The sequence below is a fragment of the Pontiella desulfatans genome (assembly GCF_900890425.1).
In the GTDB taxonomy this organism is placed as follows: domain Bacteria; phylum Verrucomicrobiota; class Kiritimatiellia; order Kiritimatiellales; family Pontiellaceae; genus Pontiella; species Pontiella desulfatans.
Genome location: NZ_CAAHFG010000001.1, coordinates 1233166 through 1257689 on the forward strand (window position 1 = coordinate 1233166; position 24524 = coordinate 1257689).

The 24524-nt window shown below is 53.1% G+C and carries 20 protein-coding genes; 7 read left to right on the top strand and 13 right to left on the bottom strand.

Features of this window, described 5'->3' with window-relative positions:
- Positions 1 to 114 precede the first annotated feature (114 nt).
- The 11 genes from E9954_RS04780 to E9954_RS04825 all read right to left on the bottom strand — a co-directional run bounded on the left by E9954_RS04780 (position 115) and on the right by E9954_RS04825 (position 12469).
- The gene (locus E9954_RS04780; RefSeq protein ID WP_136078079.1) at positions 115 to 1251 is read right to left on the bottom strand and encodes an LbetaH domain-containing protein; all 1137 of its coding nucleotides are present in this window, start codon (positions 1249 to 1251) and stop codon (positions 115 to 117) included.
- Between the two features lie 202 nt (positions 1252 to 1453).
- Positions 1454 to 2461 (bottom strand): hypothetical protein, encoded by a 1008-nt coding sequence (locus E9954_RS04785; protein ID WP_168441972.1) that lies wholly within the window; start codon positions 2459 to 2461, stop codon positions 1454 to 1456.
- A 142-nt stretch (positions 2462 to 2603) separates the two neighbouring features.
- Complete coding sequence (locus E9954_RS04790) at positions 2604 to 3959, bottom strand: hypothetical protein (protein WP_136078081.1); 1356 nt, start codon at positions 3957 to 3959, stop codon at positions 2604 to 2606.
- A 34-nt stretch (positions 3960 to 3993) separates the two neighbouring features.
- Positions 3994 to 5217: a DDE-type integrase/transposase/recombinase gene (locus E9954_RS04795; RefSeq protein WP_136077388.1), complete on the bottom strand. Its 1224-nt coding sequence runs from the start codon at positions 5215 to 5217 to the stop codon at positions 3994 to 3996.
- Between the two features lie 89 nt (positions 5218 to 5306).
- Positions 5307 to 5441: a hypothetical protein gene (locus tag E9954_RS33445; protein ID WP_281281191.1), complete on the bottom strand. Its 135-nt coding sequence runs from the start codon at positions 5439 to 5441 to the stop codon at positions 5307 to 5309.
- Entirely contained in the window at positions 5434 to 5730 is a 297-nt protein-coding gene (locus tag E9954_RS04800) for a helix-turn-helix transcriptional regulator (protein ID WP_136078082.1), read from the bottom strand. Before E9954_RS04800 ends, E9954_RS33445 begins: the two co-directional genes overlap by 8 nt.
- A gap of 214 nt (positions 5731 to 5944) precedes the next feature.
- The gene (locus E9954_RS04805; RefSeq protein ID WP_136078083.1) at positions 5945 to 7123 is read right to left on the bottom strand and encodes a hypothetical protein; all 1179 of its coding nucleotides are present in this window, start codon (positions 7121 to 7123) and stop codon (positions 5945 to 5947) included.
- Entirely contained in the window at positions 7120 to 8577 is a 1458-nt protein-coding gene (locus E9954_RS04810) for a tyrosine-type recombinase/integrase (protein WP_168441973.1), read from the bottom strand. Before E9954_RS04810 ends, E9954_RS04805 begins: the two co-directional genes overlap by 4 nt.
- 644 nt (positions 8578 to 9221) lie before the next feature.
- A complete protein-coding gene (locus E9954_RS04815; RefSeq protein WP_136078085.1) occupies positions 9222 to 10457 on the bottom strand; it encodes a type II toxin-antitoxin system HipA family toxin in 1236 nt (411 codons plus the stop codon).
- On the bottom strand, positions 10454 to 10657 hold the full coding sequence (locus tag E9954_RS04820; RefSeq protein ID WP_136078086.1) for a helix-turn-helix domain-containing protein: 204 nt from the start codon (positions 10655 to 10657) through the stop codon (positions 10454 to 10456). The genes E9954_RS04815 and E9954_RS04820 overlap by 4 nt, the downstream gene beginning before the upstream one ends.
- 691 nt (positions 10658 to 11348) lie before the next feature.
- Positions 11349 to 12469, bottom strand: a protein-coding gene (locus tag E9954_RS04825; RefSeq protein ID WP_407947718.1) for an IS3 family transposase whose coding sequence is annotated in 2 segments (ribosomal slippage) — positions 11349 to 12203 and positions 12206 to 12469 — 1119 coding nt in all. Because the reading frame shifts where the segments join, the coding sequence is not laid out codon by codon here.
- 471 nt (positions 12470 to 12940) lie between these two features.
- Here E9954_RS04825 and E9954_RS04830 point away from each other — a divergent pair.
- Complete coding sequence (locus tag E9954_RS04830) at positions 12941 to 13411, top strand: hypothetical protein (RefSeq protein ID WP_136078088.1); 471 nt, start codon at positions 12941 to 12943, stop codon at positions 13409 to 13411.
- On the top strand, positions 13359 to 14051 hold the full coding sequence (locus E9954_RS04835; RefSeq protein WP_136078089.1) for a hypothetical protein: 693 nt from the start codon (positions 13359 to 13361) through the stop codon (positions 14049 to 14051). The genes E9954_RS04830 and E9954_RS04835 overlap by 53 nt, the downstream gene beginning before the upstream one ends.
- 132 nt (positions 14052 to 14183) lie before the next feature.
- Here E9954_RS04835 and E9954_RS04840 read toward each other — a convergent pair whose 3' ends face one another.
- Positions 14184 to 15263 (bottom strand): substrate-binding domain-containing protein, encoded by a 1080-nt coding sequence (locus E9954_RS04840; protein WP_136078090.1) that lies wholly within the window; start codon positions 15261 to 15263, stop codon positions 14184 to 14186.
- Positions 15264 to 15484: 221 nt separating this feature from the next.
- Between E9954_RS04840 and E9954_RS04845 the strand changes: the two genes are divergently transcribed.
- Genes E9954_RS04845 through E9954_RS04865 form a run of 5 tightly spaced genes read left to right on the top strand, consistent with a single transcriptional unit; the run spans position 15485 to position 22020 of the window.
- The gene (locus tag E9954_RS04845; protein ID WP_168441974.1) at positions 15485 to 16381 is read left to right on the top strand and encodes a carbohydrate kinase family protein; all 897 of its coding nucleotides are present in this window, start codon (positions 15485 to 15487) and stop codon (positions 16379 to 16381) included.
- Positions 16374 to 17702 (top strand): sugar porter family MFS transporter, encoded by a 1329-nt coding sequence (locus E9954_RS04850; protein ID WP_136078092.1) that lies wholly within the window; start codon positions 16374 to 16376, stop codon positions 17700 to 17702. The genes E9954_RS04845 and E9954_RS04850 overlap by 8 nt, the downstream gene beginning before the upstream one ends.
- 29 nt (positions 17703 to 17731) lie before the next feature.
- Positions 17732 to 19831, top strand: a complete 2100-nt coding sequence (locus tag E9954_RS04855) for a glycoside hydrolase family 32 protein (protein ID WP_136078093.1) — start codon at positions 17732 to 17734, stop codon at positions 19829 to 19831.
- The gene (locus E9954_RS04860) at positions 19831 to 20550 is read left to right on the top strand and encodes a hypothetical protein (RefSeq protein WP_136078094.1); all 720 of its coding nucleotides are present in this window, start codon (positions 19831 to 19833) and stop codon (positions 20548 to 20550) included. The genes E9954_RS04855 and E9954_RS04860 overlap by 1 nt, the downstream gene beginning before the upstream one ends.
- A 15-nt stretch (positions 20551 to 20565) precedes the next feature.
- Positions 20566 to 22020 (top strand): glycoside hydrolase family 32 protein, encoded by a 1455-nt coding sequence (locus E9954_RS04865; protein ID WP_136078095.1) that lies wholly within the window; start codon positions 20566 to 20568, stop codon positions 22018 to 22020.
- A gap of 510 nt (positions 22021 to 22530) precedes the next feature.
- Here the strand turns inward: E9954_RS04865 and E9954_RS04870 are convergent.
- Entirely contained in the window at positions 22531 to 24285 is a 1755-nt protein-coding gene (locus E9954_RS04870; protein WP_136078096.1) for an arylsulfatase, read from the bottom strand.
- Between the last annotated feature and the right edge of the window lie 239 nt (positions 24286 to 24524).

The following is a 24524-nucleotide window of genomic DNA, read 5'->3' on the forward strand; positions in this document are numbered from 1 at the left end:
CGTGTGTTTCTCTTAATACGATACGGCCTCGCATGAGACTCGTTCGTTCCGCCGGGGGAAGCGATGACGCCGAATGCAACGGCGCCATCACCCCGCCTTTGGGGCCGTTCCGATTTATCTCTGCGCCGCCGCTACGTTAGGTTCCGGCTGGAATATGAGTCTAAAGCCCTCGAGCACCTTGGATACAAATGGTTTGTCGGGTGCCATATGTTCGGGCAGCTCGTCCTTGTGTATCTTTAGCCATTTCTCCAGAGTCTCGGTGACTACATCCATATCGAAGAACTGATGCAACTCAGTGTAGGTCGCCGGGTCGTTATGCCAGAGATCGCCACCAGTGGCCGAATTGGGCAGCCCCAGTGCATAGGCCTGAAACGCGTTGAGACTCTGGCCGAACTCCACGACCGCCTGGATGTTTCGCGCTCCGAGCAGCGCCGCCAAGAACGAGATGGTCAATACGGCTGGCAATCTCGCCCGAAGCTCACTCTTCATTGAATCCGCCCCCTGATTACTTAGGGCATCCCTCAGAGTGATTACGAGGTGGCCGGGGACGGGAAGATGCTCCATTTTCCGATAGTATGAATGGTGGAAGCCACGAAAGGATGACGTATCGCAGGTTACTTCGGTGCTCGGTCCGTTGTCATTAGAGCGCAGGCTGATGCGTAGGTCTCCTGAGATTTCTGCCACCCCGTCCACCATGATGTTTCCACTGATATAAGCGTTTCCGTGAATGGTCGCGCAATCCGACACCTGCGTGTGGTCCCATACTTTGGCGTTTTCAAAGATCCTCGCAAACCCGCTGATTTCCGCATGGTCGGAGACGCGCGCCCTCCCAAAGACTCGTGCCGCTCCATTGATTTTTGCGTCGCCGTAGACCGATGCATCCCCGTATACCTTAGCCGCACCGCTAATTTCCACATTGCCGTAGATCTGGGCATTTTCATAGACTCGCGTTTTGCCGGAAATCTTCGCGCTAGCTGACACCTTGGCGCGGTCGCAGACCGTCGCATCGCCCTCCACTCGGGCATTCCCCAGAACCCTTGCTCGGCCGTAAACTGCGGCGTTGTCCGCCACCCAGGCTCTTCCCCGCGGGGAGAGATTGCGCGTTTCCTCGAGCCAACCGCCTCGATCCCCCGACTGAACATCGCCGAAATCAGAGGTCGCCTGTACTCGGTGAAGAGTGACGCCATCGATTTCTTTGGTCTGACTGGTCAGCGTGAATTTCTCGTTTTTTATTTTCTTTGTCTTTTTCATGTTATTCCTGCTCTTCACGGGGATGTCCCCGTTTTCTTATTTGTCTTCAATGAGGCATGACGCCTCGTTGTTTGCTCCATAGGGGAGGGCTATGTCGGCACCACGCCCTTTCTCGTCCATCGCGAGGACCGTGTCCGGCGCGTCGTCGACTTTACATTCTGAGACTGGATCTCGGCGGGAGACCTGAATCTGGTACCTGGAATCATTGTTCATGGCGTGGTTGACCAGTGAGATTCTGTCGGTGCGCACTGTGTGAGTGTTGTTTGCCCCCGATGATTGCTCCCCGTACCGGATGTGGGTTCAGGTATAGCAGCGTTTGCCAGCGACCCGTCTCCTCTCTGCAGTGCCCAGGCAAACGGCTAAGTCGCGACTCATTTTTGCAGTTGGGGTCAACACCCATCGGGATCAGCCGCCGGGCATACAATTCAGTTTCGATCTTCTCTGTCCACACCTTACTATCGGTGATGCCATCGGTCCTTATCCACCCGTGGATCGACTTCCCGCCGCTGTCGATCAGTGCGGCCACGGGGAGGGGCACCACTGCCCAGAATGCAAGTTGATCTTCCCTGCTGAGATTGTCGAACTCCACCACGGTGTAGCGAAACGCCTTGACCGCCGCGTCGCACCGGAACGACAGCCCGCCGCCTTTTTTTTCGCCCAGGTTGCCTGTGAGGGGGTTGGGAATGATGTGGGGAAGGCCGGATGTCCCATGCCCGTGAATATAGTCTATCCAGTCTTTCGCAGGTCTGAGCCCGGTATCGTACCGTCCACCAAGAAAAAGGATGTCTTCGGGGTTGAACAGGACTTGTAGGATGAAATGGGCATCGTACTGTGGCACTTCAAGCAGTTGTACCGGCGAGACTGCCCTGAGATCCTGCTCGCTGATCCCTTTGCCTTGTTTCAGGAGGTGGGGCAGGTAGGCGGATTTGATCACGGGGCGGGGTTTGTGGGGAACGGCAGGCCGTCCACCGGTGGAGGTGATTCCGGTAAGATCCTGCCTTGCGCGCCGTATAGCCGCATCGATCTCGTTGTCCGGAACCGGGCGGTCGCCGTCGGGGATTGAGTTGCGGATATCGGTGAACATCCGTTCGTCTGTCAGTTCCGCCATGACTCCGTGGTTAGCGACACCAAGTAGAGCAGGGTGACATCCTCCGCCACCGGGTAACGGGATAGATTGGAGGGCCTTATTGTACTTTGTGAGTTGCTTCATATTTCTGTCTCCTAAATACACTAGGGATGGTTGTAGTTGTGGAGGATGTGGAGGGGTCTGTTCCTGTTTCTGGGAGAATAGTTCCTTCGGGGTGTTCGAGTGTGCTCATATCTTTTCTACTACCGTTTTTCTATGAATTGAGTTAGAGGGTTCCACCCCCTCCACTAGAGTGGCTGATAGGGGGAGAAGGAGGGTCAAAAAGCAGACTTCCCTTCGTGACTATCCGCCACCTGTTTTCGGTCGCACTCCGCTGTTTAATTACCTGCGGGTTGGGCAGATTTGACAGGCGTGCCAGATACGTCCCTGCGGCTCCGGCGAAGAACAGTAGTTTGTCAGCTTGTCGCCCTGCTGATTGTCGAAGCTCCTTTTCCAGATTGGCGGCGGTTCCCGCATAGGGGAGTTTGACGTACGCTTCTACAAGCGACAGGAATTCCGCCTCATTGCTTGTGGTGTGCAGGGACGTGATCAAATCCGGGTTGTGGTAATGAGCAATGCCAAACCGGTCCGAGGTCAGAGCGTCCGGTATCTTATACGAGTTGAGCAGCCAGTATAAAAATGCCGGTATTTCTGAGAGGAGAGTTTCCCAAAAAGCTTTTTTATCTGTCCGAGTTGTGGCCGGCATCGGCAACTCACGTTTGAAGGCTCGCAGTATGATCAGTTTGTCCTCAACTCCTGCATCGAGCGGTGGCAAGACATGCAGGTCCTCCGGCTCATCATTGAGAGTGATGCTTAATCTCCAAAAGGGCTTCAACATTAACGCATCCCTTTTTTTTGCATGAAACCGCTGGTCCTGATTAACCGTGATTTGCTTGATAAAGCTCCCCAGTTTGCGGCGTGATCTGTAATCCGTTGAGGGGGCTTCGTCTTCGATCATCAAATGTTCCGCAGCGAATAGCTCGGAGTTGAAATCCGTTCCGCCGATCATATATTGGTAAGGTTTTGCGGATCGTCCTCCAAAGATTATGGTGAATAGATTCTGCAGCAGGCTCTTGCCGCAACCAACAGGTCCTGCCATGACTAGGGCCTGCCCAGGCATCAAGCTGCCGCTCCGCAGGGCTGCTACAGCCCATTGGAGCCAGCCGAAGAAATGAAGCAGTTGAGCTGGTTGGTCGGGATCATCCAATATGGCTTTGATGGTTTTCAGCAGGACGTCAAAGCCCCCCTTTACGGGTTCTAAAAGCTGAGGGCTAAGTGTCACGAGCACGCGGTTCCCGTTCTGTTCCGTGATGCCTTCATTATAGCCGGCGAGAGGTCCAGCATAAGAGACTGCGCAGTTATCTTGAACCCTCAGAATTTCGCTATCCGCCGCGCTTAGCAACAATCCGTCAGATGGCTTGGCCGAGATGCCGGCCTGGCGCAGTCTGCGTTTGAGTTGAGATTCAGAATGGTGAATCCATTGACTGCCGTTCCATACCAAGTACTCTTTGCGAGTAATGTCGTAATAGGCGGTAAGGTTCGTTGTGTGGCCCGCTCGCGTTGCCTCAAAAATAAATGACACCGTAGAGGTGCGGATGAGGAGTCGTTTGACTGCATTAATGGGTACCCTCTAATTCGGGGGTTGTCAAGGTGGGGAGGCAGTCGGGGAACCCGGGTTCCCCGACTGCGGCGGACTCGCCGGTTTTCTTCATTTTTTCGATCTTGCGACGTCGGCGCTGGATGCGATTGCCCAGCTCGAAAGGGTCGAGCGTTTCGTATTCGCGTTGCAGAGCAGCCTCCTGTTGTTCGCCAAGGATGCCGCTGACCTTCAGGCGGTCAAAGGGCGTGGCGGGGGCATCGTATTTCTTTTTGTACCGGCTTTTGACGCGAACCTTGCTTTTTAGCTTGAACGAGGGTTTGAAGAAGTTGTTGAGCCGTTCCCAGTCGCGGTAGAGTGCGTTGAGCTCTCTGATCATGGCCGGGTTGTCGAGCCGGTCGTAGCCGAGCAACTCGCGCACGTGCGTCCAGTTCTTTTGTTCGACATGGGCGTTGTCGTTCTTGTGGTACGGTCTGCTGCGTGTAAAACAGACGGGCTGTTTGCGTTGCAGGAAGTAGCGCGTGAGATGGTGGTTGAGGAACTCGCTGCCGTTGTCGCAGTCGAAGCCCAGGATGGCGAAGGGCAGCTTGTTTTCCACGTCGTGGGTTTGGTGCATCACGCCTTCAGCGCCTTTGTTCCAGACCGCGCGGGTTACCGTCCAGGTGCTTATGATGTCCGTATAGGTGATCGACCAGATGAAGTCCCCGCTCATCGATCCGCCACAGTGGGCTACTGTGTCGGCTTCGAGATAGCCGGGCCGGTCGATGTCCTCGGTGGAGGTGCGGATTGGGATCTGATTCTTGAGCAGCGAGCCGGGCTTGGTACCGGTATTGCGCCTTCGCTGGTACTGCGCTTTGAAGGGTTTGAGCACCCGGTCGATGCTTGCCGGGCTGATTCTCAGTAGCTTTTCACGGCATTCGGTCGATAGCGGTTCGTAATGTTTTTCATAGTGCTTCAGCCAATGTGGCATAGCAGGCTTGAGGCGCTTCCCGCACAGTTGTCCAGAACGAAGCCACAGAGTTTTGAGGGTCTTGCGCAATTCAGCAGAGTCGTACTCGCCTTTGCGGCCGCGTTTGCCCCTGGAGGGCGTAAACGAGTCGTTGAGCAGCTTGGTGGCATGCTTGCGATCATAGCCGCATACCGCGCATACTTCATCGAGCAACCGGGTCTTGTAGGCCTTTTCCGCGCGCCTATAGCGGCGTTTTTGTACCGCGATGTATTCCATTCTGGTTTCGCAACTCATCTCTTTCATCCTCCCTGTATACAGGGTGTGATTTTTTGTGAGTCAACGAATCCTTTCCGCCCGCATCCTATCGGATGCTTCGGTGTCATTTAATTTGAGGCAACTCGCGCTTCTTCAGCTGCAACATCGAACGCTTGCAGGGTAGCATCGATCATGATATGTTCTTCTTGTGTTCGAGTATGGGATTCCGCGCCTGCCAGCGCGGGGTCTTTTTTATCAGTCATTTTGTACCCCCTCGGCGATACCTTGAGAGGCGATGCGAAGTATCTCTTCTTCGTCGTATCTGATCCGCCGTGCAGAAAATCTGATCGGGTGGATCTGACCGCGCTTGACCATTCGCCTGACGGTCAATTCACAACAGTCCAAAATTGCTGAACTCGCTTTGAGTGATATTAGGTTCCGACGCCGTGTTTTTCCGGCCAAGAGGGCCAGAAACTCTTTCGTCATGTGCGGATCGATCTCCGGATCGTTGTCCATCGCCAGCTGGACGAGCTGTCTTGTCGTGTTTTTCATCTGATTTCTCCGTTTATTGCTTAACGGATCTGATGAAATCATAACTAGCCACTTACTGTCCCCCCAGTGAGGGGCCTGCAAATTCTGATTATTAGGGATTTATACGGAAGATTAAGGACAGCAATGAATTGCGACAGATGTTATTTTCGACATATTTATTTTGATTAGATGTTGGTATGGAAAATGATTCGTTTATGATTCGTTTATGATTCGTTTATGATTCAGCGCGCTCTATCGCAACCTTAAGTTGTTGCTCAAATTGTCCAGAGGAGAGATTGCTTAGACGTAGAAAAATGTCGGCTATTTCGTAGCAGTGGGACTGTTTGGTATATGCCAGTTTGATGCCATTTATTTTGCATAAGCCGGAGAATTCAGCCAGTGCATTGATCTGGTTGTTGTGGCGTTTGGAGGACAAGTCTTTTATCATCATATCAAAGTGCTTCGCAGTATTTTCGTAGAAATCAGTATTAGCCATAAGAAGGTCAACAAGGCATAACTCGGATATTGGGTTATTGGCGTTTTTCCCGTATGCGCTCTTCTCATATAGTTGAAAATTGTTGACTAGATCCTCTTGGAGAGCACGTGCAATAAGGCTTTTCGTGAGCTCGGGTAAAGCGTGGAGTTGTCGGAGTATGTCGCGGCATTTCTTCAGGCTTTCGATAAAATCCTCATCAGCAAGCCATGTGGTTTCATCTTCACCCTTGGGGGTAAGACTATTTTGGTCCAGGTGAAGTTTGACTGTTATTTTGTCTAGTGATCGAAGAAAAGCCGCGGCTTTTTTAGGGCAGGAATTCCTCTGGCTGAAGTGGCAAAATTTCAGCAGCCCTTTGGCATTAAATGGCGCGCGTTTTTCTTGGAATTCCTTTCGTGTGCAAACCTGTAGATGCCGGCTAATGACGCGTTCGGCAGTTTCAATGTCGATAACCAATCTTTCATAAACTACGTCACGTACTGCATCACGGATCGTTTCATCGTCTGCATCTTTCCACGAATGCAGTAGATCCATGGATGTGCAAAGACAGGCCAACAAGTTAACAGTATCATCGTCTTGGTTATCATCTGATCGATCATATTTGTTCAAGCACGATAAAAAGGAATGCATGGTATTCTCTGCATCACGTGTGATATTTTGAAATTTTTCTCTGAGGCGCTCGTCCAGTTGACGCGCTTTGAATTGCAGTTCTTCTTGAGGGAGGGGCTCTGCGACTAGAGCTTGTTTGAAAAACTCTATGTCCTCCGGTGAGAGGATGCCGTCCCGATGAAAGGAGGATAGCGTGATTGCCACGTTGGATAGATAGAATAACCTCGGATCAATATAGGTTGCTACTCGTCTGCCATACTCCTCGAATGCAATCTTGCCTTGGTACGCCTTGGATTGCTTTTTCTTGCTCACAGCAACTCCCCCCTAATCTTTTCCCAGTTCTCTGCCGTCATCGCCTCCAGTTTTTCCCTGATCCACCTAGGCACCTCGCGAACCTCCTCGAACTCCGCATCGGTAATGCCGGAGTCCAAGGCCTTCGCTGCCTGTAGAGCGGCTTCCTCTCCAATATGGGTGTAGTGCGCAGTCATGGCCGGGTTCCCGTGTCCAACAACGGCCTGCACGACTGCTAAAGGGGTTCCTCGTTCCGCCTGCAGGGAAACATAGGTGTGTCGCAATGAGTGGAAGCCTACTTCAACTACGGCGCGTTTCCCGGTGTGCACTTTTTTGAATTTTCCGGGCTTGCCGGTGACAGGCTCGAGTTTATAGCCGGTGTCTTCTTTGTGGATTTGAATTCCGCATTTCTCGAAATGGTCCTGTGTCTCACGGAATATGAGTGAGCGTCGTGTTTGTTCGCCGTCTTTGTTTCTGAATATGTAGAGAGCTGAATATTTTGGAAGCACGTACCCCTTGCGCTTCCCCTTGGGCGTGCGTCCTAGTTGGGCCAGTAAGGCATTTGGCAAGCCAATCGTAACCGGGGTCTTCTTGCTGTTTTTTGTTTTGTTTGGAACGCGGCGGATCAAGCCGCGTTCCAGGTCAACTTCATTCCATGTGAGGGTGCAGCAGTCGCCAATACGCAGCCCGGTGAAGGTGCCGATTAAAAGCAGTGTTTGTAGTTCGCCTGTTGCCTCGGCTAGCACTTTTTTTAGCTCCTCAATGCCCAGCTCGCGGCGGGGCTCTGTCTTGAGCTTCTTGCTTTTTATTTTATCAAAGGGGTTGCTATCAAGCCGGGCCGGTTCACTAAGAGTTTTAAACAATAACCTCAGGAAGCAGGTGTGCTTGTTGAACGTGTTGGGCGTGACTTTTTTCTTTACGAGAAGGGTTGCGTACTGGTTCGCATCTTTTGTGGAAATGTCCCTCAAAAATTGTATCTCGGAGTTTTGCGCGCAGACCCAGCCGGAGAACTTGTTCCAATAGCCTTTATAGCGCCGCAGAAGTTCTTCTCCGCTGTCGGGGCGTTCATGGCTTGAAAGATAAGCCTCCCATGCATCTTCTATGGTTAGCGGGGGATTAGCGTCCTCAATGGCTTTGGCTTGATCGTGTTCAATAACCTCTAGCTCCGCCTTGAGCCGTTCGAGGCGTTCCTTCTTATTGCCGGAAAGATACTGGTTTACAATTCGCTCCCGTGCCTTCTCCGCTTCTGGGTGGGTAGTGACAGGTGAGCCATCTTCAAATGTGAGTTGAACCTTCTTGCGCTTGCTTACCTGCTTCCCCGTTACAGGGTTTATTTCTCCTGTAGGATAGTTATACTCCAGATAATATGTTCCTTTAAACCCGGAACCTGGCTTCCGCTCTCTGCCATCCTTTGTGCGAATGTAGAGCCGGCCATAGCCTCGTTTGGTGTAGCTTCTTTTGCTGGTTGTCTTCATGCCTGTGCGTACCTGTTCATTTGCGTTGCAAACGGTACGATTAGAGGTCATGTAAATCAACTGAAATACATCATAAATGCATCATATAATTAGAATAACCTTCTATAGTTGGTTGAAGTTATGTATTTGACGGGATTCAAAATCCCGCGGAGAAATCTGTGTGGGTTCGAGTCCCACCTCCGGCACCAAACTTTCTTAATACGAACTTCCCATCAATTCCCGTCGCGGGAAAAATACGCATTTTACCCAGTAAATGCGGCATTTCGAAATTCTCTACTCGGGACTGATCCCCAATGCTTGGTGCCGGATGTTGATTTTTGGGCAAATATTCTCCGTTCGCTCTCCATTCTCCGCCCTCCACGTCGCAGGTTTTTTCGTAAGGTAGCCATAGGGGACGGCAATCCGAAACCATGTTGTCTAAGTAGTCGGTTTTGAACTTACAGACGGATTGGGGGGAAGGTGAAGTAGGTTCGAATCCAGCCTAGTCGAGCAAATGCGAACTTGTGTTTTTCACACCCCAAGGGCCTCAGCCCCAGGGCATCCAGTCAGGACACCACTCATGGCTTAAAGCGAACTTGTTTTATGATCTTTGGCCGAGCTGGCTTCCGAGTAGGGATAACTCGTAGTGCCCAGATGGCAGTGGGCTATGTCGTCAACATGCGGGTCAGGATGAGGTGGCGTTTCTGGATGGTTGCCTGTATCTTTTCGTCCATTTCGCAGGTCGCTGAATCCGGCAGAAGCTGATCAATCCGTTCCAGAAAGTTTTGTGTTTGCCCGAGCGCCTGTTTGGGCGAAAACCCGACTGTTTTCCAAAAGGCTTCCCAATGTCGTAAGCGGAGATCGGCCGGATTATATTTGCTACCGATCTTCATGGCCATTCTCGGCGACAGATCGGGGTAGGCCGCTGTGCTGACCAGATCATATAACGGGGCCAGTTCAATCCGAAGCTGATCGTCAGAGGGGCGATAGATCAGCGAAAAGTTTTTTCCGTGTGCATCGTTGTTGCCGATCAGGTAGTTGAAAAGTACGGCTTCAAACAGAGTGATCAGATCCTTGGCTGGCCGGGAAGAAGATTTACGCGCAAGCTGAAAACATTGCTCGAGGGTTGGGCCGCCTTCATTTTGATATTTATACCTGCTGACAATACCCATGGCTTGGCAGAAGTCCTCCTGATGTAGGCGTCGCAGCCCGGAGCCTTCACCAACGCGATCGTAACGCTCAATCATCAGGCATCGGTGCGGTCCGGTCTGGACTGCTTCAACGGTTGCAACCGGCAGGCCGGCCTTGCGGGCCAACTGCATGCAATAGACTTCATTTTCAACCAGACCGGGGAATCCTTTGACTTGCGGTTTCAGGATATGGGTGCTCGGGGATTCATGGAGGGGCAGGGCAAATCCGTTTTTGTCGTGATACACGGCCAGCTTGTTCTGGGCGCCGGCCAGGGACAGGCGAACTTCTGCTTCCCCGGCCAGAAGCGGCTTGTGGGGCAGGGTGTCGAGAATCGTCTCGAGTTCTTCCTGTGAGACAGGATGGTAGCTGTGTTCCCGGATCGTTATTTCCTGCTCGGGATCCAGAATGGTTACGGCACCGGCGCATTCACCGCCGAGCACTTTCAGCATGGCGTAATCATTTCCGGCCGTGATGCCAATGTTGCGGGCAATCAGATCACGGTTGAAGTCTTCCGGCAGCAGACCGCCGAAATATCCCGCGCATTCCTTCTCCTCATAGGCTTCCTCGCGCAGGGGTAGGGATTGTGAAAGGGGATGTGCAGACGGGTCGCTGGTCCATTCCGAGTCATATTGGAAAGCATATTTTCCAATGGAGTCCTGAGTCAGAGTGCCGATTCTTTGGCTGTGAAAATATACAATCAGCGTTTTCATGCCGGGTCCTTCATTTCAATGGATATGCCAAGGCATTCGAGAACGTGAAGAGCCTTGCCGATTTCGCAGGTCGGCTTGCCGTTTTCGAGATTCGATATAAAGCGGGGCGCTGTGTTGGCAGTCATCGCCAATGCACTCTGAGTGATGCCCTGCGCTTTACGGGCTCTTCGAATAATTTTTCCGACTTCATCAACAGTCATGATTGCTCCTTATGTTACCGAACGGTAATAAACCTAGCACAAAAAGAATCAAAGACAACCTTTTTTACCGAACGGTAATAATTGGTGGTATTTTGCCATTCGTATCATGTTTTACTACCGTTCGGTAATATTGCGTGACGTCTTACAATTGAAGTCGAGACATATAGATTCATACCCGGTAAAACGCCCAAGTTCGGAGTCGTTAGTAAGCGGAAGTAGTATTTAGGAGTCTAGGATGTATCCCGTGCCACCTGGCTAAATGTTTATTTGATCAACATCCTGAAGAGGAGATCCGCTACTGAAAGTCCTAAGGTTTCAGGCAAAGGTGCTTGTTGGATTCCTCGTTTCAGGAAGCGACGGTATGCCAAGTAAGCTGTATCATGATCTTCTCATCACCGACTGATAGCTTTTTCCAGCCTCCTCGGCCAATCTCGTTCAAACGAAAAGATAATACCCACTCAGCCATTCTGGTACCTCTGTAATCGATGTCGTCTTCTCCCAGATATATCTGCGCCTACCCCCAATCTTAAACCACGGATCGGTGAACTTAAGGTGGAACCTGCGGTTCCCTGTTCCGTGTTCTGGCGGCCAACGAGCCGCCCTTCCATGATGCCGTCGCGGAGCGGAGCCCGTCCCCGAAGGGGCGGCCCGGAGGGCCGAGGGCGGAGCGCAGCGACGGCATCACTTGCGATCATGTTCTGACTGCTCCTTCCATGAATACCTCGGCGGGGGTGCGTTTGTCCAGAGCGCTGTGCTTCCTCTCGTGGTTGTAATATTTAAAATAGCTGTCAAGGCCCCGATGCAACGCATGCCCGTCGGCATAGCATGCGGGATAGATTTTCTCATACTTCACCGACCACCACAGTCGTTCGATGAATACGTTGTCCAACGCCCGGCCTCGCCCGTCCATGCTGATGGTGATGTTCTCGTTTAACAGGACACCGGTGAAGGCGTTCGAGGTGAACTGGCTTCCTTGGTCGGTGTTGAATATCTCCGGATTCCCCTGCGTCAGCGCACGCTCCAGCGCATCAACGCAGAACGTGCTCTCCATGGTGCTTGAGAGCTCCCAGGCGAGCACATAGCGGCTGTACCAGTCGATTACGGCGGTCAGGTACATGTATCCATGCCGCATCGGGATGTAGGTGATGTCCGTACTCCAAACCTGGTTCACCCGTTCGATGTCCACATTGCGCAGCAAATAAGGGTAGATCTTGTGCCTCGGGGCGGGCTTGCTCGTGTGCGGACCGGGCGTGATGGCCTGAATCCCCATCAGCTGCATGAGGCGGGCGACCCGCTTGTGATTGACATCATAGTCTTGATCACGCAACCAGTCCGTCATGCGTGGATAGCCGAACTCCGGATGCCGGAGATACTGCTCGTCGATCAAACGCATCAGAAGCAGGTTCTCCGGCGTTTCCGGGGCGGGGTCGTAGTAGAAGCCCGATCTGGGGACGCCTGCGAGCCTACACTGCCGCCGAACCGAATAATCGGTGCCGGGCTCCACCCAGCTGCGGCGCGTTGAAAGCGGCAGGCTCATAGCTTTTTTTCGAGCCACTTCACGTCCATCTTCAGACGCCCGATCTCTTCGTAAAGTGGAGCCGTAAGCTCTTCTTCCGTTTGAGCCTGCTTCTTTTTCCCCGATGCAAAAAGATCCGGCGCATTCGAAAGCAACTGCTTCTTCCAATCCGAAATCTGGTTCGGATGGACCTGATATTCCGATGCCAGCTCCGCCAATGTCTTCACGCCCTTGATGGCCTCAATCGCCACCTTGGCCTTGAACTTGTCCGTGAATGTTCTTCGTTTTCTTCCCATTTCCATGCGTCCTTTTGTACCATGTTGAGGACGCAGGTTCCACTTAAGCCGGTGGTCCGAAAATCGGGGTTAAGCGCAATCCGCACCCATCCTTTGCCGTGACATTCAATGGAGATTGGCCAGCCGTTAATGGCATAAGTGGGGGAGTTCAATACCGGAAACAGTCCGCCGTCCCGAATAGTATTTTCCCAGTCCCGAGGCAAAGCGGCAGAGAGCTCTATTTCTTCGCCACGGTGATCGGAGGTTATCACAAGTTGCTGGCAATAGACGGTTGCTATTGACGGGTAGGGTTCTCCGTTCGGATATGTGGAGGGATCGTCGGGGTTGGTGCGAAGCCCGTCGAAGTTTCGGATATCTGTCGGGGAGAGGGCGCAACACCCGTCTTGTGTTACCCATTCAGGGCAAATATTTCTCTTTCGCCAGCTCCTGCCTGAATACCTGACGATTGCTCAGGGAAGCAATGTAACGCTGTTGGTTACGGCGACCGATACGAACAACCCGGGCGCGATGATCACGCTCTCAGCCAGCGGCCTGCCCGCTGGGGCGACCTTTCCGGGGAGTTCCAGTGCCGGGTCGGTCTCAAGCACCCTGACCTGGCCCGATGCCGGCCCCGGCGGTGCGCAAGCAATCACCTTCGCAGCTTCCGGAACAGGGGGTGTCACCTATGAGACGATTGTGTTTTATGTGCAGGGTGAAAAACTTTCGGTTGCGACGGTGTCTGTCTTGAATGTCGATTTCCAGCCGGGCGTCGGCGGGGATACCCATTCGGTTACCTATTCGGGTCAGGGCGCGCTGGCGGATGCCGGTAATGACCTCTGGAATGCCGTGGCACCGCCGACCCCCATCGATGCGACGAATACGGCAACCATTTCCGGCGGCCAGTACACCAATGAATTTGTTGTGGGGGGGGCTGGTAAATTCAGATGGTACGGCTTCGGGTAAGTCGGCGGTTCTTGTAGGCCTGTTGACGGAAGCCTATGCGTATTCCGCCAGCCATCCCGAATATGATTCCTTCGCTACGAATGCCGTGGGCCTGATGAGTGACCACCTGCTGAAAGATAATGCTCTTCGCCATGCCTTTATTGAAGGACTGAAACCCGGGATGCCTTATGAACTGGTGGTGTACGGTGCTGCCCAGTCGGGCCGCGACGCGAGATTCGTGGTGCGCCTGGATACGGATACGGACAGGTCCATCGACGCCAATACAACGAAAGTCGGTGACGCGACCACCGACGCAATCGAAGGTCCCCATCCCCTCACCGAGGGGGCCGACTATGTCCGGATCAGTTTCACCCCGAATGCGGTGCAGGATACGCTCTGGATCGAATACCTGAGTGATGCGGATGCTGACATTGCCGTGCTCAACGGTCTGCAGCTGGCCGCCTTGGGAACCGACCTCCGCCTGACGCCGGGTGATGATGGGTCGCTCGTTCTGTCCTGGGAAAACGGTGCCAGTTACAACGTTATGACCAATACTGATCTAATGAACGGAGAATGGGGAGTTTCGGTTTCCAATGCCGTGTCGCCGGTTACCAACGCCATCCCCGGTTTGCCGAAGTTGTTCTACACCATCGATGAATAAACCATCAGGCAATGGCCTGGTATGTAAAGGGCGGCTCCTTCGGGAGTCGCTTTTTTTGTTTGTGCACTAAGTTTTCAAAAACGAATTTGAAATGGGAATGCCTGCAAATATGCGAATTCACTACAGCATGATTTACACGCGTTGCGTGGACTCCCGGATAATCAGCTGCCCCTGAAGCGTGGTGCGGTGCGGAGCGGTTTCGGGGTGCCTGATTCGATGTAGGATGGCATCAACCGCGGCGGTTCCGATTTCCTTGCAGGGTTGGCGGTAGGTCGTAAGCGGTACGGATAGCAGGGATGCATATTTAACATCATCGAACCCGGCTACCCGCATCGTTCCGGGAATGGATACACCCGCGTCGACCAGCAGGCGGAGGGCCTGGGCTGCCGTCGAATCGTTGGCGCAGATCAGCCCGTCCGCATCGTGACTGAGCAGATGTTTTGCGGTGAACTCGGTCTGGGTATTGATCTTAACAATCTGCAGGGCTTCCGCTGGGTGTCCCGCATTCAGCAGGGCCTCGCGGCATCCCATAATGCGCAACCGAACCGTTGTCGCCGGCTTGGGGCGCGTGAGGAAGATCAATTTTGAACAACCCTGTTGTATCAGGTGCTGTGCGACGACAAAGCCGGCCTCGATATTATCGATGCCGACCAGGTCGTTGGCGGTTTGTTCCGGCCATTTGACAACATCCCTATCCAGAAGAACAACGGGAATTTCAGCCGCCTTCAGCCGGTCGAGAATGGACAGATTAAACTGCACTCCGTTTTCAATATGTTCAACGGGGGTGAAGATGACGCCATCGAGTTTCCCCTGAATAAACCGCGAGCAAATGTATTCCGTGCTTTCTTCAAAACTGTGCGATTCGGGGGGGATGGGAGGCGGGATCAATTCCAAGGCGTGCAGGTTGCACGCTTCGGTCATGGCCCTGACGATCGGTTCAAAGATTTCGGTTCGGCCCAGGCGCGGTATCAGAAGGCCGATTCTCTTTTTTTCGGTCAGCTCGGAAGAAAGCACCGTGGTGCCGAGACCCGCCGTCCGTTCAATGGCACCTTCATCCACCAGGCGCTCCATCGCTTTGGCGATCGTCGGCCTGGAGGCATTGAATTGCCGGCACAACTCCAGTTCCGTCGGCAGCATGTCGCCCGGTTTAAAGGTTCCGTTTTTGATGCTGCCTGCAATTTCGGTGTAGATGGTTTGGTGTTTGGTCGCCATGGATCTCGAAGGGTTTTTTGGCTGGATTGTCAATGAAAGGTAAAAATATTTACACTAGGATAGAAGTCAACCTCCAATTTATACTCTCTTGCAGCTGGTATCTATGGGAAAATGAATTCAGAATAAATGTAATCTTAATGTAAATAGGCGGGCGGTCATGGCGATGCTATACCTTTCATCACATTCTGAATAGTGCATTTAATTTGACGAGGTCTGGTCTGTTGAAAACGAAAAAAAATATTGTGGGAATCGGGGAACTGCTTTGGGATTTATTCCCGACGGGGGCTCGTTTGGGGGGTGCTCCGCTGAACTTCTGTTATCACTGCAAGCAACTTGGAGCACAGGGCATCCCGGTTAGCGCAGTGGGCAAGGATCAGCTGGGTGGGGATATCAGAGAAATTCTGGCGTCGAAAAACATTCCGGATGAGTTCGTTGCGGAAACGCCCGGTCTGCCTACCGGAACGGTTGATGTCCAGTTGGATGAAAACGGTAAACCGGTTTACGAAATCAAGCAGCCGGTCGCATGGGATTCCATTCCCTGGTCGGATGCTCTGGTCCAGCTGGCTGAAAAAACAGACGCGGTCTGTTTTGGCTCGCTCGCCCAGCGCAATGAGGGATCCCGCAAAACCATTAGGGGTTTTCTGCAGGCCATGAAACCGGATGCTCTGAAAATCTATGATATCAATCTCCGCCAGGATTTTTATTCGAAGGAAATCGTGGCGGATTCCCTAGAGTTGTGCAATGTGCTCAAGTTAAGCGATGAAGAACTGCCGGTGGTCGCCCGGATGTTTGCCTTGTCCGGTAAGGTTGAAGAGCAGTTGTTGACGCTGGTTGAGCGTTTTGATTTGCAGATGATTGCCTATACCCGCGGGCCTGACGGCAGCCTTCTGGCAACCATGAACGAAATCAGTGATCAGCCTGGATATCCGGGCAAGGCGATTAATAGTGTCGGAGCTGGAGATTCTTTCAGTGCAGCCTTGTGCATGAGCCTGCTGGCGGGACGCACGATCGATGAAATTAACGACCATGCGCTCCAGGTGTCGACCTATGTTTGCATGCAGGACAGTGCAACACCGGAACTCCCGGAGAATGTAAAGAACGGAACAAAATATGCATAATAAAAAACTATTCATCTGGGCGCTGACATCCGCACTGGCGGGATTCCTGTTCGGCTTCGATACCGTCGTGATTTCCGGCGCAGAGCAGACCATTCAAACCCTATGGGGATTGAATGCCACGGTGCATGGCCTGGCCATCAGCATGGCGCTTTGGGGCACGGTGATCGGCTCGATGGTCGGGGGCTGGCCAACGGAAAAATTCGGGCGGAAAACGACGCTGACCTGGATCGGTATTCTCTATTTTGTTTCGGCGGTCGGCTCGGCCTTCGCGCCGGAGGTCTACTCCTTCATGGTTGCCCGTTTTATCGGGGGGCTGGGTGTCGGGATCTCAACGGTAGCCGCGCCGCTTTATATCTCCGAGATTGCGCCGGCGAAAGACCGGGGCAAGCTAGCGGGCATGTTCCAGTTTAATATCGTTTTCGGTATTCTGATTGCGTTCCTCTCCAATGCCTTGCTGGCGAACGTGGGCGAACACTCCTGGCGCTGGATGCTGGGGGTTGAGGCGATTCCGGCGCTGATCTATTCGATCATGTGTTTCGGCCTGCCGGAAAGTCCGCGCTGGCTGATCACGCATGGCGGCAACCGCCAAGGCGGAATGGATGTATTCCGCCGCATCAACCCGGAGCTGACCGACGGGGAACTCGAATCCCTGGCTGACGAGGTTGCGGCTTCTGTTGCGAAGGTGGACCACGCTGAAAAATTCTTTGCACCGCGCCTGATGAAGCCCATTACACTGGCGTTCCTGATTGCGTTCTTCAACCAGCTCTCCGGCATCAATGCGATCCTCTATTTTGCTCCCCGTATTTTTAAAATGACGGGGCTGGAAGAATCTGCCGCGCTGTTGCAGTCGGTCGGGATCGGTGTAACGAATCTGGTCTTTACCTTTGTGGGTCTCTGGCTGATCGACCGGTTGGGTCGGCGGACGCTGCTGTATATTGGGTCGTTCGGCTACATCGCTTCCCTGGGGCTTTGCGCCTGGGCGTTCTCCACGGAAAACTTTGCCATCGTTCCCGCGTGCATCTTTGCCTTCATTGCAGCGCATGCGATCGGGCAGGGAGCGGTGATCTGGGTGTTTATCAGCGAAATTTTTCCGAACCGCAACCGGGCGGCCGGTCAATCGCTGGGCAGTTTCACGCACTGGATCTTTGCGGCGTTGCTGACGCTGTTTTTCCCGAAAATGGTGGAGGCCTTTGCTCCCGCCGCCGTATTTGGTTTCTTCTGTTTCATGATGATCCTGCAACTGGTCTGGGTGAAGTTTATGGTGCCGGAAACCAAGGGCGTCTCGCTTGAAGAGATGCAGGAAAAACTCGGTATCCGATAAAGACTATATTTGAAGGAAGTTCATTAATTATGAAACGCATTATAACGCTACTTACTCTCGTGCTCGTGACGGCGGTCTGCCATGGAGCCACCCGAGCTGATATCCTGATTGCCGACTTTGAGGGCGGCACCTACGGCGATTGGCATAAAGAAGGCAAGGCCTTTGGCAAAGCCCCGGCAAAAGGTACGCTGCCGAAGCAGAAGAAGGTCAGCGGCTACATGGGGGATGGGCTGGCGAGTTCGTATCATGGCGGGGATGGTTCCATCGGAATGCTGCGCTCGCCCGAGTTTGCGATTGATCGCCCCTGGATGAATCTGCTGGTTGGCGGCGGAAAGTTTTCCGATGAAGTTTTTGTCCAGCTACTTGTGGACGGAAAGCCCGTGCGGAAAACGGCGGGATTTGCTTCCGAGGAGTTGCGCCCAGTGAGCTGGGATCTGCGTGAATTTGAAGGCAAAACGGCTGTGGTTGAAATTGTTGACCGCCGCACAGGGGGCTGGGGGCATATCAGTGTTGATCAGATTGTCCTGTCCGAACAGCCTGCTGTTGCGCCCTTGGAGAAGACCCTTGCGGTCGATCAGACCCATCTGCATATCCCGGTTGATAATGCGTCAGGCAAAAAAGTTCGGGTAAAACTGGGAATCTTTGACGGGGAAAAACTCGTGCAGGATTTTGACGTTGCCTTGCCGCGCGACGGTAAAGCGGACTGGATCGCTACATACCCGCTGGCCCCCTTCAAGCTGAAAGGCAGTACGGTCACGGTGAAAATCGTGTCGGATGCAACAAACCCGCAGGACTTTCAGGCGGCTTTTGAACAGATCAGGATCGGCGATGACCTGCCGCAGGAAAAAGCGGCGGACCTGGCGCAACCGTATTGCAACCAGTTTCATGCCGCGGCGCGTAAAGGCTGGCTGAACGATCCGAACGGCATGGTCTACCACGACGGGTTATATCACCTCTATTTCCAGCACAACCCTTTTGGAATTGGTTGGGGAAACATGCACTGGGCGCATGTCGTCAGCGACGATATGGTGCACTGGAAGCATGAACCCATTGCCCTGTACCAGAAGACTACGGCGGATATGATGTTTTCCGGCGGCGGCTTTGTGGATTTCAACAACTCGGCCGGGCTGGGCGAAAACACGCTGTTCGTCGCCTTCACCAGCACGGGGCGGGGCGAATGCCTCGCGTATAGCCATGACGGCGGGATCACGTTTAAGGAGTTGCCGGAAAACCCGATTGTTGAACACACGGGTCGCGATCCGAAGGTGTTCTGGTATGAGCCCGAAAAAAAATGGGTTCTGGTGGTCTTTAACAGTGACCCTTGCGCCGAAACCGAAGCTGTCCCGATGGCGGGAAATAACAAAAAGGAGCAGAATTATAATTTCACGTTCCATGAATCCAAGGATTTGAGGAGCTGGAAGCGAACGGGTGCATTCACCGATCCGCATCGTGCCGCCGCCTTTGAATGTCCCGACATCTTTCCTTTCGAGATCGATGGCGAGACAAAATGGGTGCTCTATGGAGGACAGGCTCAATATTTCGTCGGTCGGTTTGACGGAAAAACCTTCCATAAGGAATCCGGCCCCTTTGGGGGGCCGGCAAGCTTCTGGACGACGCAGCACGGCAGCTTCTATGCCGCGCAGAACTTCAGCCAGACCCCGGACGGTCGCGTGATTCGCATCGGATGGCTAAAGAACAAAAAACAGTTCACTGACCGCTATCCCGGACAGTTGACGAGTCAGGCGATGTCCCTGCCGCATGAGCTTCAATTGAAAAAAACGGAAGAAGGGCTGCGCCTGGCCTCCATCCCCATCCAAGAGCTGGAAACCCTGCGCGCCGAAGAGCTGGGCAGCCTGGATGACTGCAAAGGGGAACTGACCGAAGTGCTTATTGAGTTCGAAGAGGATGGCTTGCACGAGCTGATGATCAATGGCATCGACGCCTCCTTCGAAGGTAAGTCGGCACGCATCTTTACGGATCGTACGTTTAATGAGGTCTATGCCAACGGTGGCTTGTACTACAAGGCACGTCATCGCACGCCGGAACAGATCGACTCGACCGAAACGGCGGTGAAAAACGGCGCCATTAAATCGCTGAAAATCTATCGGCTGCATTCCATTTGGAAGTAATGTTTAAACTCCTTGCGATCCATCTGGCTCTGTGCGTCGGGGTTGGTGCGGCACAGCAGCTGGATAGCTTTAAGAAAGCCGCACCCCGATCTTCATTGGATATCCTCATTGAGGATTTTGAGAGCTCACGCTTTTTTCCTTGGAAAACCCAAGGGCGCGCTTTTGGTACAGAGCCGGTCTCCAACGAGACGCGCGGTAAAAAGAACGTGACCGGCTTTATGGGGTGTCAGTTTGCCAGCAGTCACCATGATGGAGATGCGGGGGAGGGCAGCCTGACCTCGCGTTCGTTCACTGTCCAGCGCGACTATATCCAGTTCCTGATTGGAGGTGGCAACCAGCGGGGAAAAACCTGCATGAACCTCATGATTGACGGCCGGCCGGTTCGGTCGGCGGTCGGCATGGGCGATTCAGGAAAACTGACCTGGATGCAGTGGAATGTCAGCGAACTGAAAGGCCGCACGGCGACCATTCAGATCCTGGACACGGCCACGAATGCGTGGGGCTTTGTTCAGGTGGATCACATCGTCCAAAGCGATCTTTCGTTTGATGCGGTCATCATGCTCAACAAGCGGTATTTGAACCTGCCGGTTAAAACCGGTGCACCTAAGAAGCGGATGGAACTGGTGGTGGACGGATTGGTTGTTCACGAGTTTTTGATCGAGCTGGCCGAGACCGAGACGCCGGATTTTTATGCCTTCCTTGATCTCTCGGAGGTTTAGGGTGAAGAGGCCCTGGTGAGGGTGGACGATGTTCATGCCAGCGCTTCACAGTTGGATGCATTGATTCTGTCGGACGAGATTGTTGGAGCCGAAACCATCTATGATGAGGCGCTGCGGCCGATTTTTCATTATACCGTCCGGCGCGGCTGGCTGAACGATCCCTGCGGACTGGTCTATGATTCCGGCACCTATCATCTGGGGTATCAGCACAATCCATATGGAACAGACTGGGCCAACATGCACTGGGGGCATGCCGTCAGCACCAACCTGGTCCATTGGGAGGAGCGACCGATATGGCTCTATCCGGATGAAACGGGAGCCATGTGGTCGGGCAGCTCTGTGAAGGACTGGAATAATTCCGCCGGCTTCGGAACGAACGCGCTTCTTGCTTTCTATACCGCCGCCGCCAATAGAGGATCCAACATTCTGCCCCGCATGGCCAACCGCAGTCAGTTTACCCAATGCATGGCCTATAGTCTGGATGGCGGGATGACCTGGACCAAATATGAAAACAATCCCGTACTGCCCAATACGTTTGGACGGGATGAACGCGATCCCAAGGTTTTTTGGTATGAGCCGGGTCAAAAATGGGTGATGTATCTCTGGCTGGATTTATCACGGGAGATGCCCGAGCGAGGTACATTCGGCTTTTTTGAATCAAAGGACCTGCTCCACTGGACGCCGACCTCGACGTTTGTATTTCCGAAAACCATCGAGGTGCCCAATATCTTCGAACTGCCGCTGGATGGGGATCCAAACAATAAGAAATGGATTCTGTGTGCCGGGGCCGGCAAATACTTTATTGGCCACTTTGACGGCTATGGATTTGCGCCCGAAAGCGGACCATTTACCATTCGGCAGGGAAACAGCTTTGCCGCCACCCAGACGTTCAGCGGCATGCCGGATGATCGAAGACGTATATTAATCGTTCATGGAACAGCCAGATATCCCGGTATGCCGTTTAATAACCTGATCAATTTCCCTATGGAACTGACGTTACGTACCACCGGTGACGGTGCGCGAATTCATGCAAACCCGGTGCCTGAACTCGCCCTGCTTCGTGAAACCACCAACACCTGGAAACGCGGTAAAATAGTTTCCGGGAAAAACATCATGGAAGGTACAGAAGGGGACGCGTTTGAACTGGACTGCACCTTCAGGCCGGGCAATGCGGAAAAAGTCGTGTTTAACCTGCGCGGCGTCAAGGCCGCGTATAACTGTGCGGATGAAACGATCACCTGTGAGGGGCTGACCCGGCCATTGGCAACCATCGCCGGCAAAGTTCGTCTTCAAATTCTTGTCGACCGCGGTGTGTTGGAAATCTTCGGCAACGACGGCCTGCTCTGCATGCACATCAAAGTAGAACCCACGGCAGGCAACCGCCCCGTAAAACTTTTCGCCCTCGGCGATGGGGCTTTGCTGGAATCGCTGACGATGCATAAGCTTGGATCGGCCTATCCGGAAAAATAACTATGTTATGAGCTAACAGAAGGTCGCAAAGAGCGCGAAACATGGAATTACTTACCTTTGCGCACTTAGCGACCTTCTGTGATAACAACGTCGAGAATATCATCTAGTTTAAACAGAAAGATGCTAGGTTTGTTCCTGGGCTGCGCCCGGAACAAAAGGCCTTCGGCAGCCGATGCAAAGCCGTAGCTCGTAGTTCCAACTGCGAGTTCTCGCGTGCCGGGGTTATCGCTCGTGCGGATACGCGGAATCGGAATTCCACGCTACGCCAGACAACATGTCCGTAAGGAACAACATGTCGTTCCTGCGCGGCCTGTAAGGGCCTAAAGGGAAATCTGAATACGTTCCCGTGATTAAAGAGCACAAAAAGTGGATGCCGGTAAACGGGAAGTAAACATCGCGCGTTTATTTGAATCTACTTGCTTCCCATGCGTTTTCCAATGTTTGGAAAAACGGTCAGTAGGTTTTCCAAGCATTGGAAGAGTGTTTTCCAATGCCTGGAAAATGTGCGGGCTACTTCCGCGTAACCTTAACGTACATCGCTCCGCAAATCACGTTGCCCTGTTTATTCAGCAGGTCTGCGGTCAGTGTGGTTGTACCTGCTTTGAGGGGAGTGGAAAACCGCACGACGGTAGCTTCAGGCTGCGTATCGAGAGTTTGGTCAAACTCGCCGACCTGCAGCCGGGCTTTGGCCACCGGGAGGGCCCCCTTGTTTGAGGTTTCATCAAAAGAGTCGATGAGGGGTTTCCCGGACTCTTCCGGCCAGCGCCGCAGCTCGATTTCGTAGGTTCCGTCGCGGTCAACAATAAGATCCCAGTACCCCTTTGCCTTCCCCGCGATCAAGCCCTGCGGGTTGTCGCAATAATCGCCCTGCCAATCGTTGGAATACAGTTTTAACGGATTTTCATGATCGGTGCCGATGGTGATGTAGCGCTTCTTTTCCCAGAGCGGCCGAGCGGCCGCATGCCACTGCTCATAATAGGCCTCCATGGATTGAGCGATCTCCGGATATTCGGTGTAGACGTTTTGGGTCTGACCAGGATCCTCGGCAATGTTGTAGAGTGCCATTCCACCAGTGATTTTCTTTTTCTTGTTCTTCATTTCCTTGATCAGCCGCCAGGTATCCTTCATCACAACCGCCTGCTGCCAGAGTTGGCAGGTATATCCAATCTGGGAAACCACCATGCGTTCCGGAAGCTTTTCCTGTTCACCTTTCAGCAGGCTGGCCAGGCTGGTTCCCGTGAAGGCCGATCGATCGCCCTCCAGGTCGCATAGATCCATCAGGGTTGGAAGAAGATCCTGTACCGTGGTTAATTCAGCAATATCGGTTCCATGTTTCAGCTTGCCGTTTTCCCAGCGGACAAACAGGTGCACCCGATGCCCGCCCTCGTACGGAAAGCCCTTGTGCTCGCGCATTCCGGCGTTAAAGAGCGTCATGGCATTGCGGTTCTGCGTTCCGTTATCGGCCAGATAGACCAGGATGGTGTTGTCGCGCAAGCCCTGCTTTTTCAGGAACACTTCAAGCTTGCCGATGTTTTCATCGATATTGGCGATCATGCCGTAGAAGTCGGCCGGGATATCCATGCCCTTGTATTTTCCCTTGTACGGTGTTGAATAGGTGTCGGCCACCTGTTCCGGAACGTGCGGCGTGTTGGTCGGCAGGTACAGGAAGAACGGTTTGCCTTCCTTTTTGCGCTGCTGCATCCATTTCATGGCTTCATCAAAAAAGATGTCGGTGCAATAACCGGTATAGGGTTTATCAACTCCGTTCAGTTCCAGCATCGGATCATAATAATCGTTGCCCCAATAATCGGCCAGCGAGGTGATTCCCCACGCGCGGAACGACAGGACTTCCTGGAAACCGCGAAAGCGCGGCTGATAGGGATAGCTGTCGCCCAGGTGCCATTTGCCGAACAAGCCGGTGGCATAGCCCGCATCGGCAAAAAACTGCGGCATCATTTTAAAATCGGGGTGCGGAAGCGAGCGGCCCTGGCATACGCGGGTTGCCCCGTTGCGCATGGCGTCAACCCCGGTCATCAGCTGTGCCCGGGTCGGGGTGCACTTGGGGGCGGCATGAAAATCGGTAAAGCGCACCGACTGAGCATAGAGCTTGTCGATCTCGGGCGTCTTCAGCACCGGGTTTCCATGGCACGACATATCGCCGTAGCCCTGGTCGTCGGTCATCAGCAAAATAACGTTCGGTCGTTCCGCCGCCAGGCTTATGCCGGCGATGGATGCTAAAAGGATGCCTGCGAGTCTGCTCTTCATCGTATTCTCCAACTCAAAGTTTACATATCAAAAATGGAAATCATAATATTTCCGATATTACTCGGCATAAATAGTTACATTTATCTAACATTTGGCCTCCACGGAAATTAGTCCGGAGCAGGAATGCCTTAAAATAGGGGGAGCGTGAGTTAAGCGCCGGAACGATAATAGTACGAAATGATTCCGGCCAGGCGCCTCAAAAAACTTCTCAAACACCTGAAACATTCTCAAAAAACCGG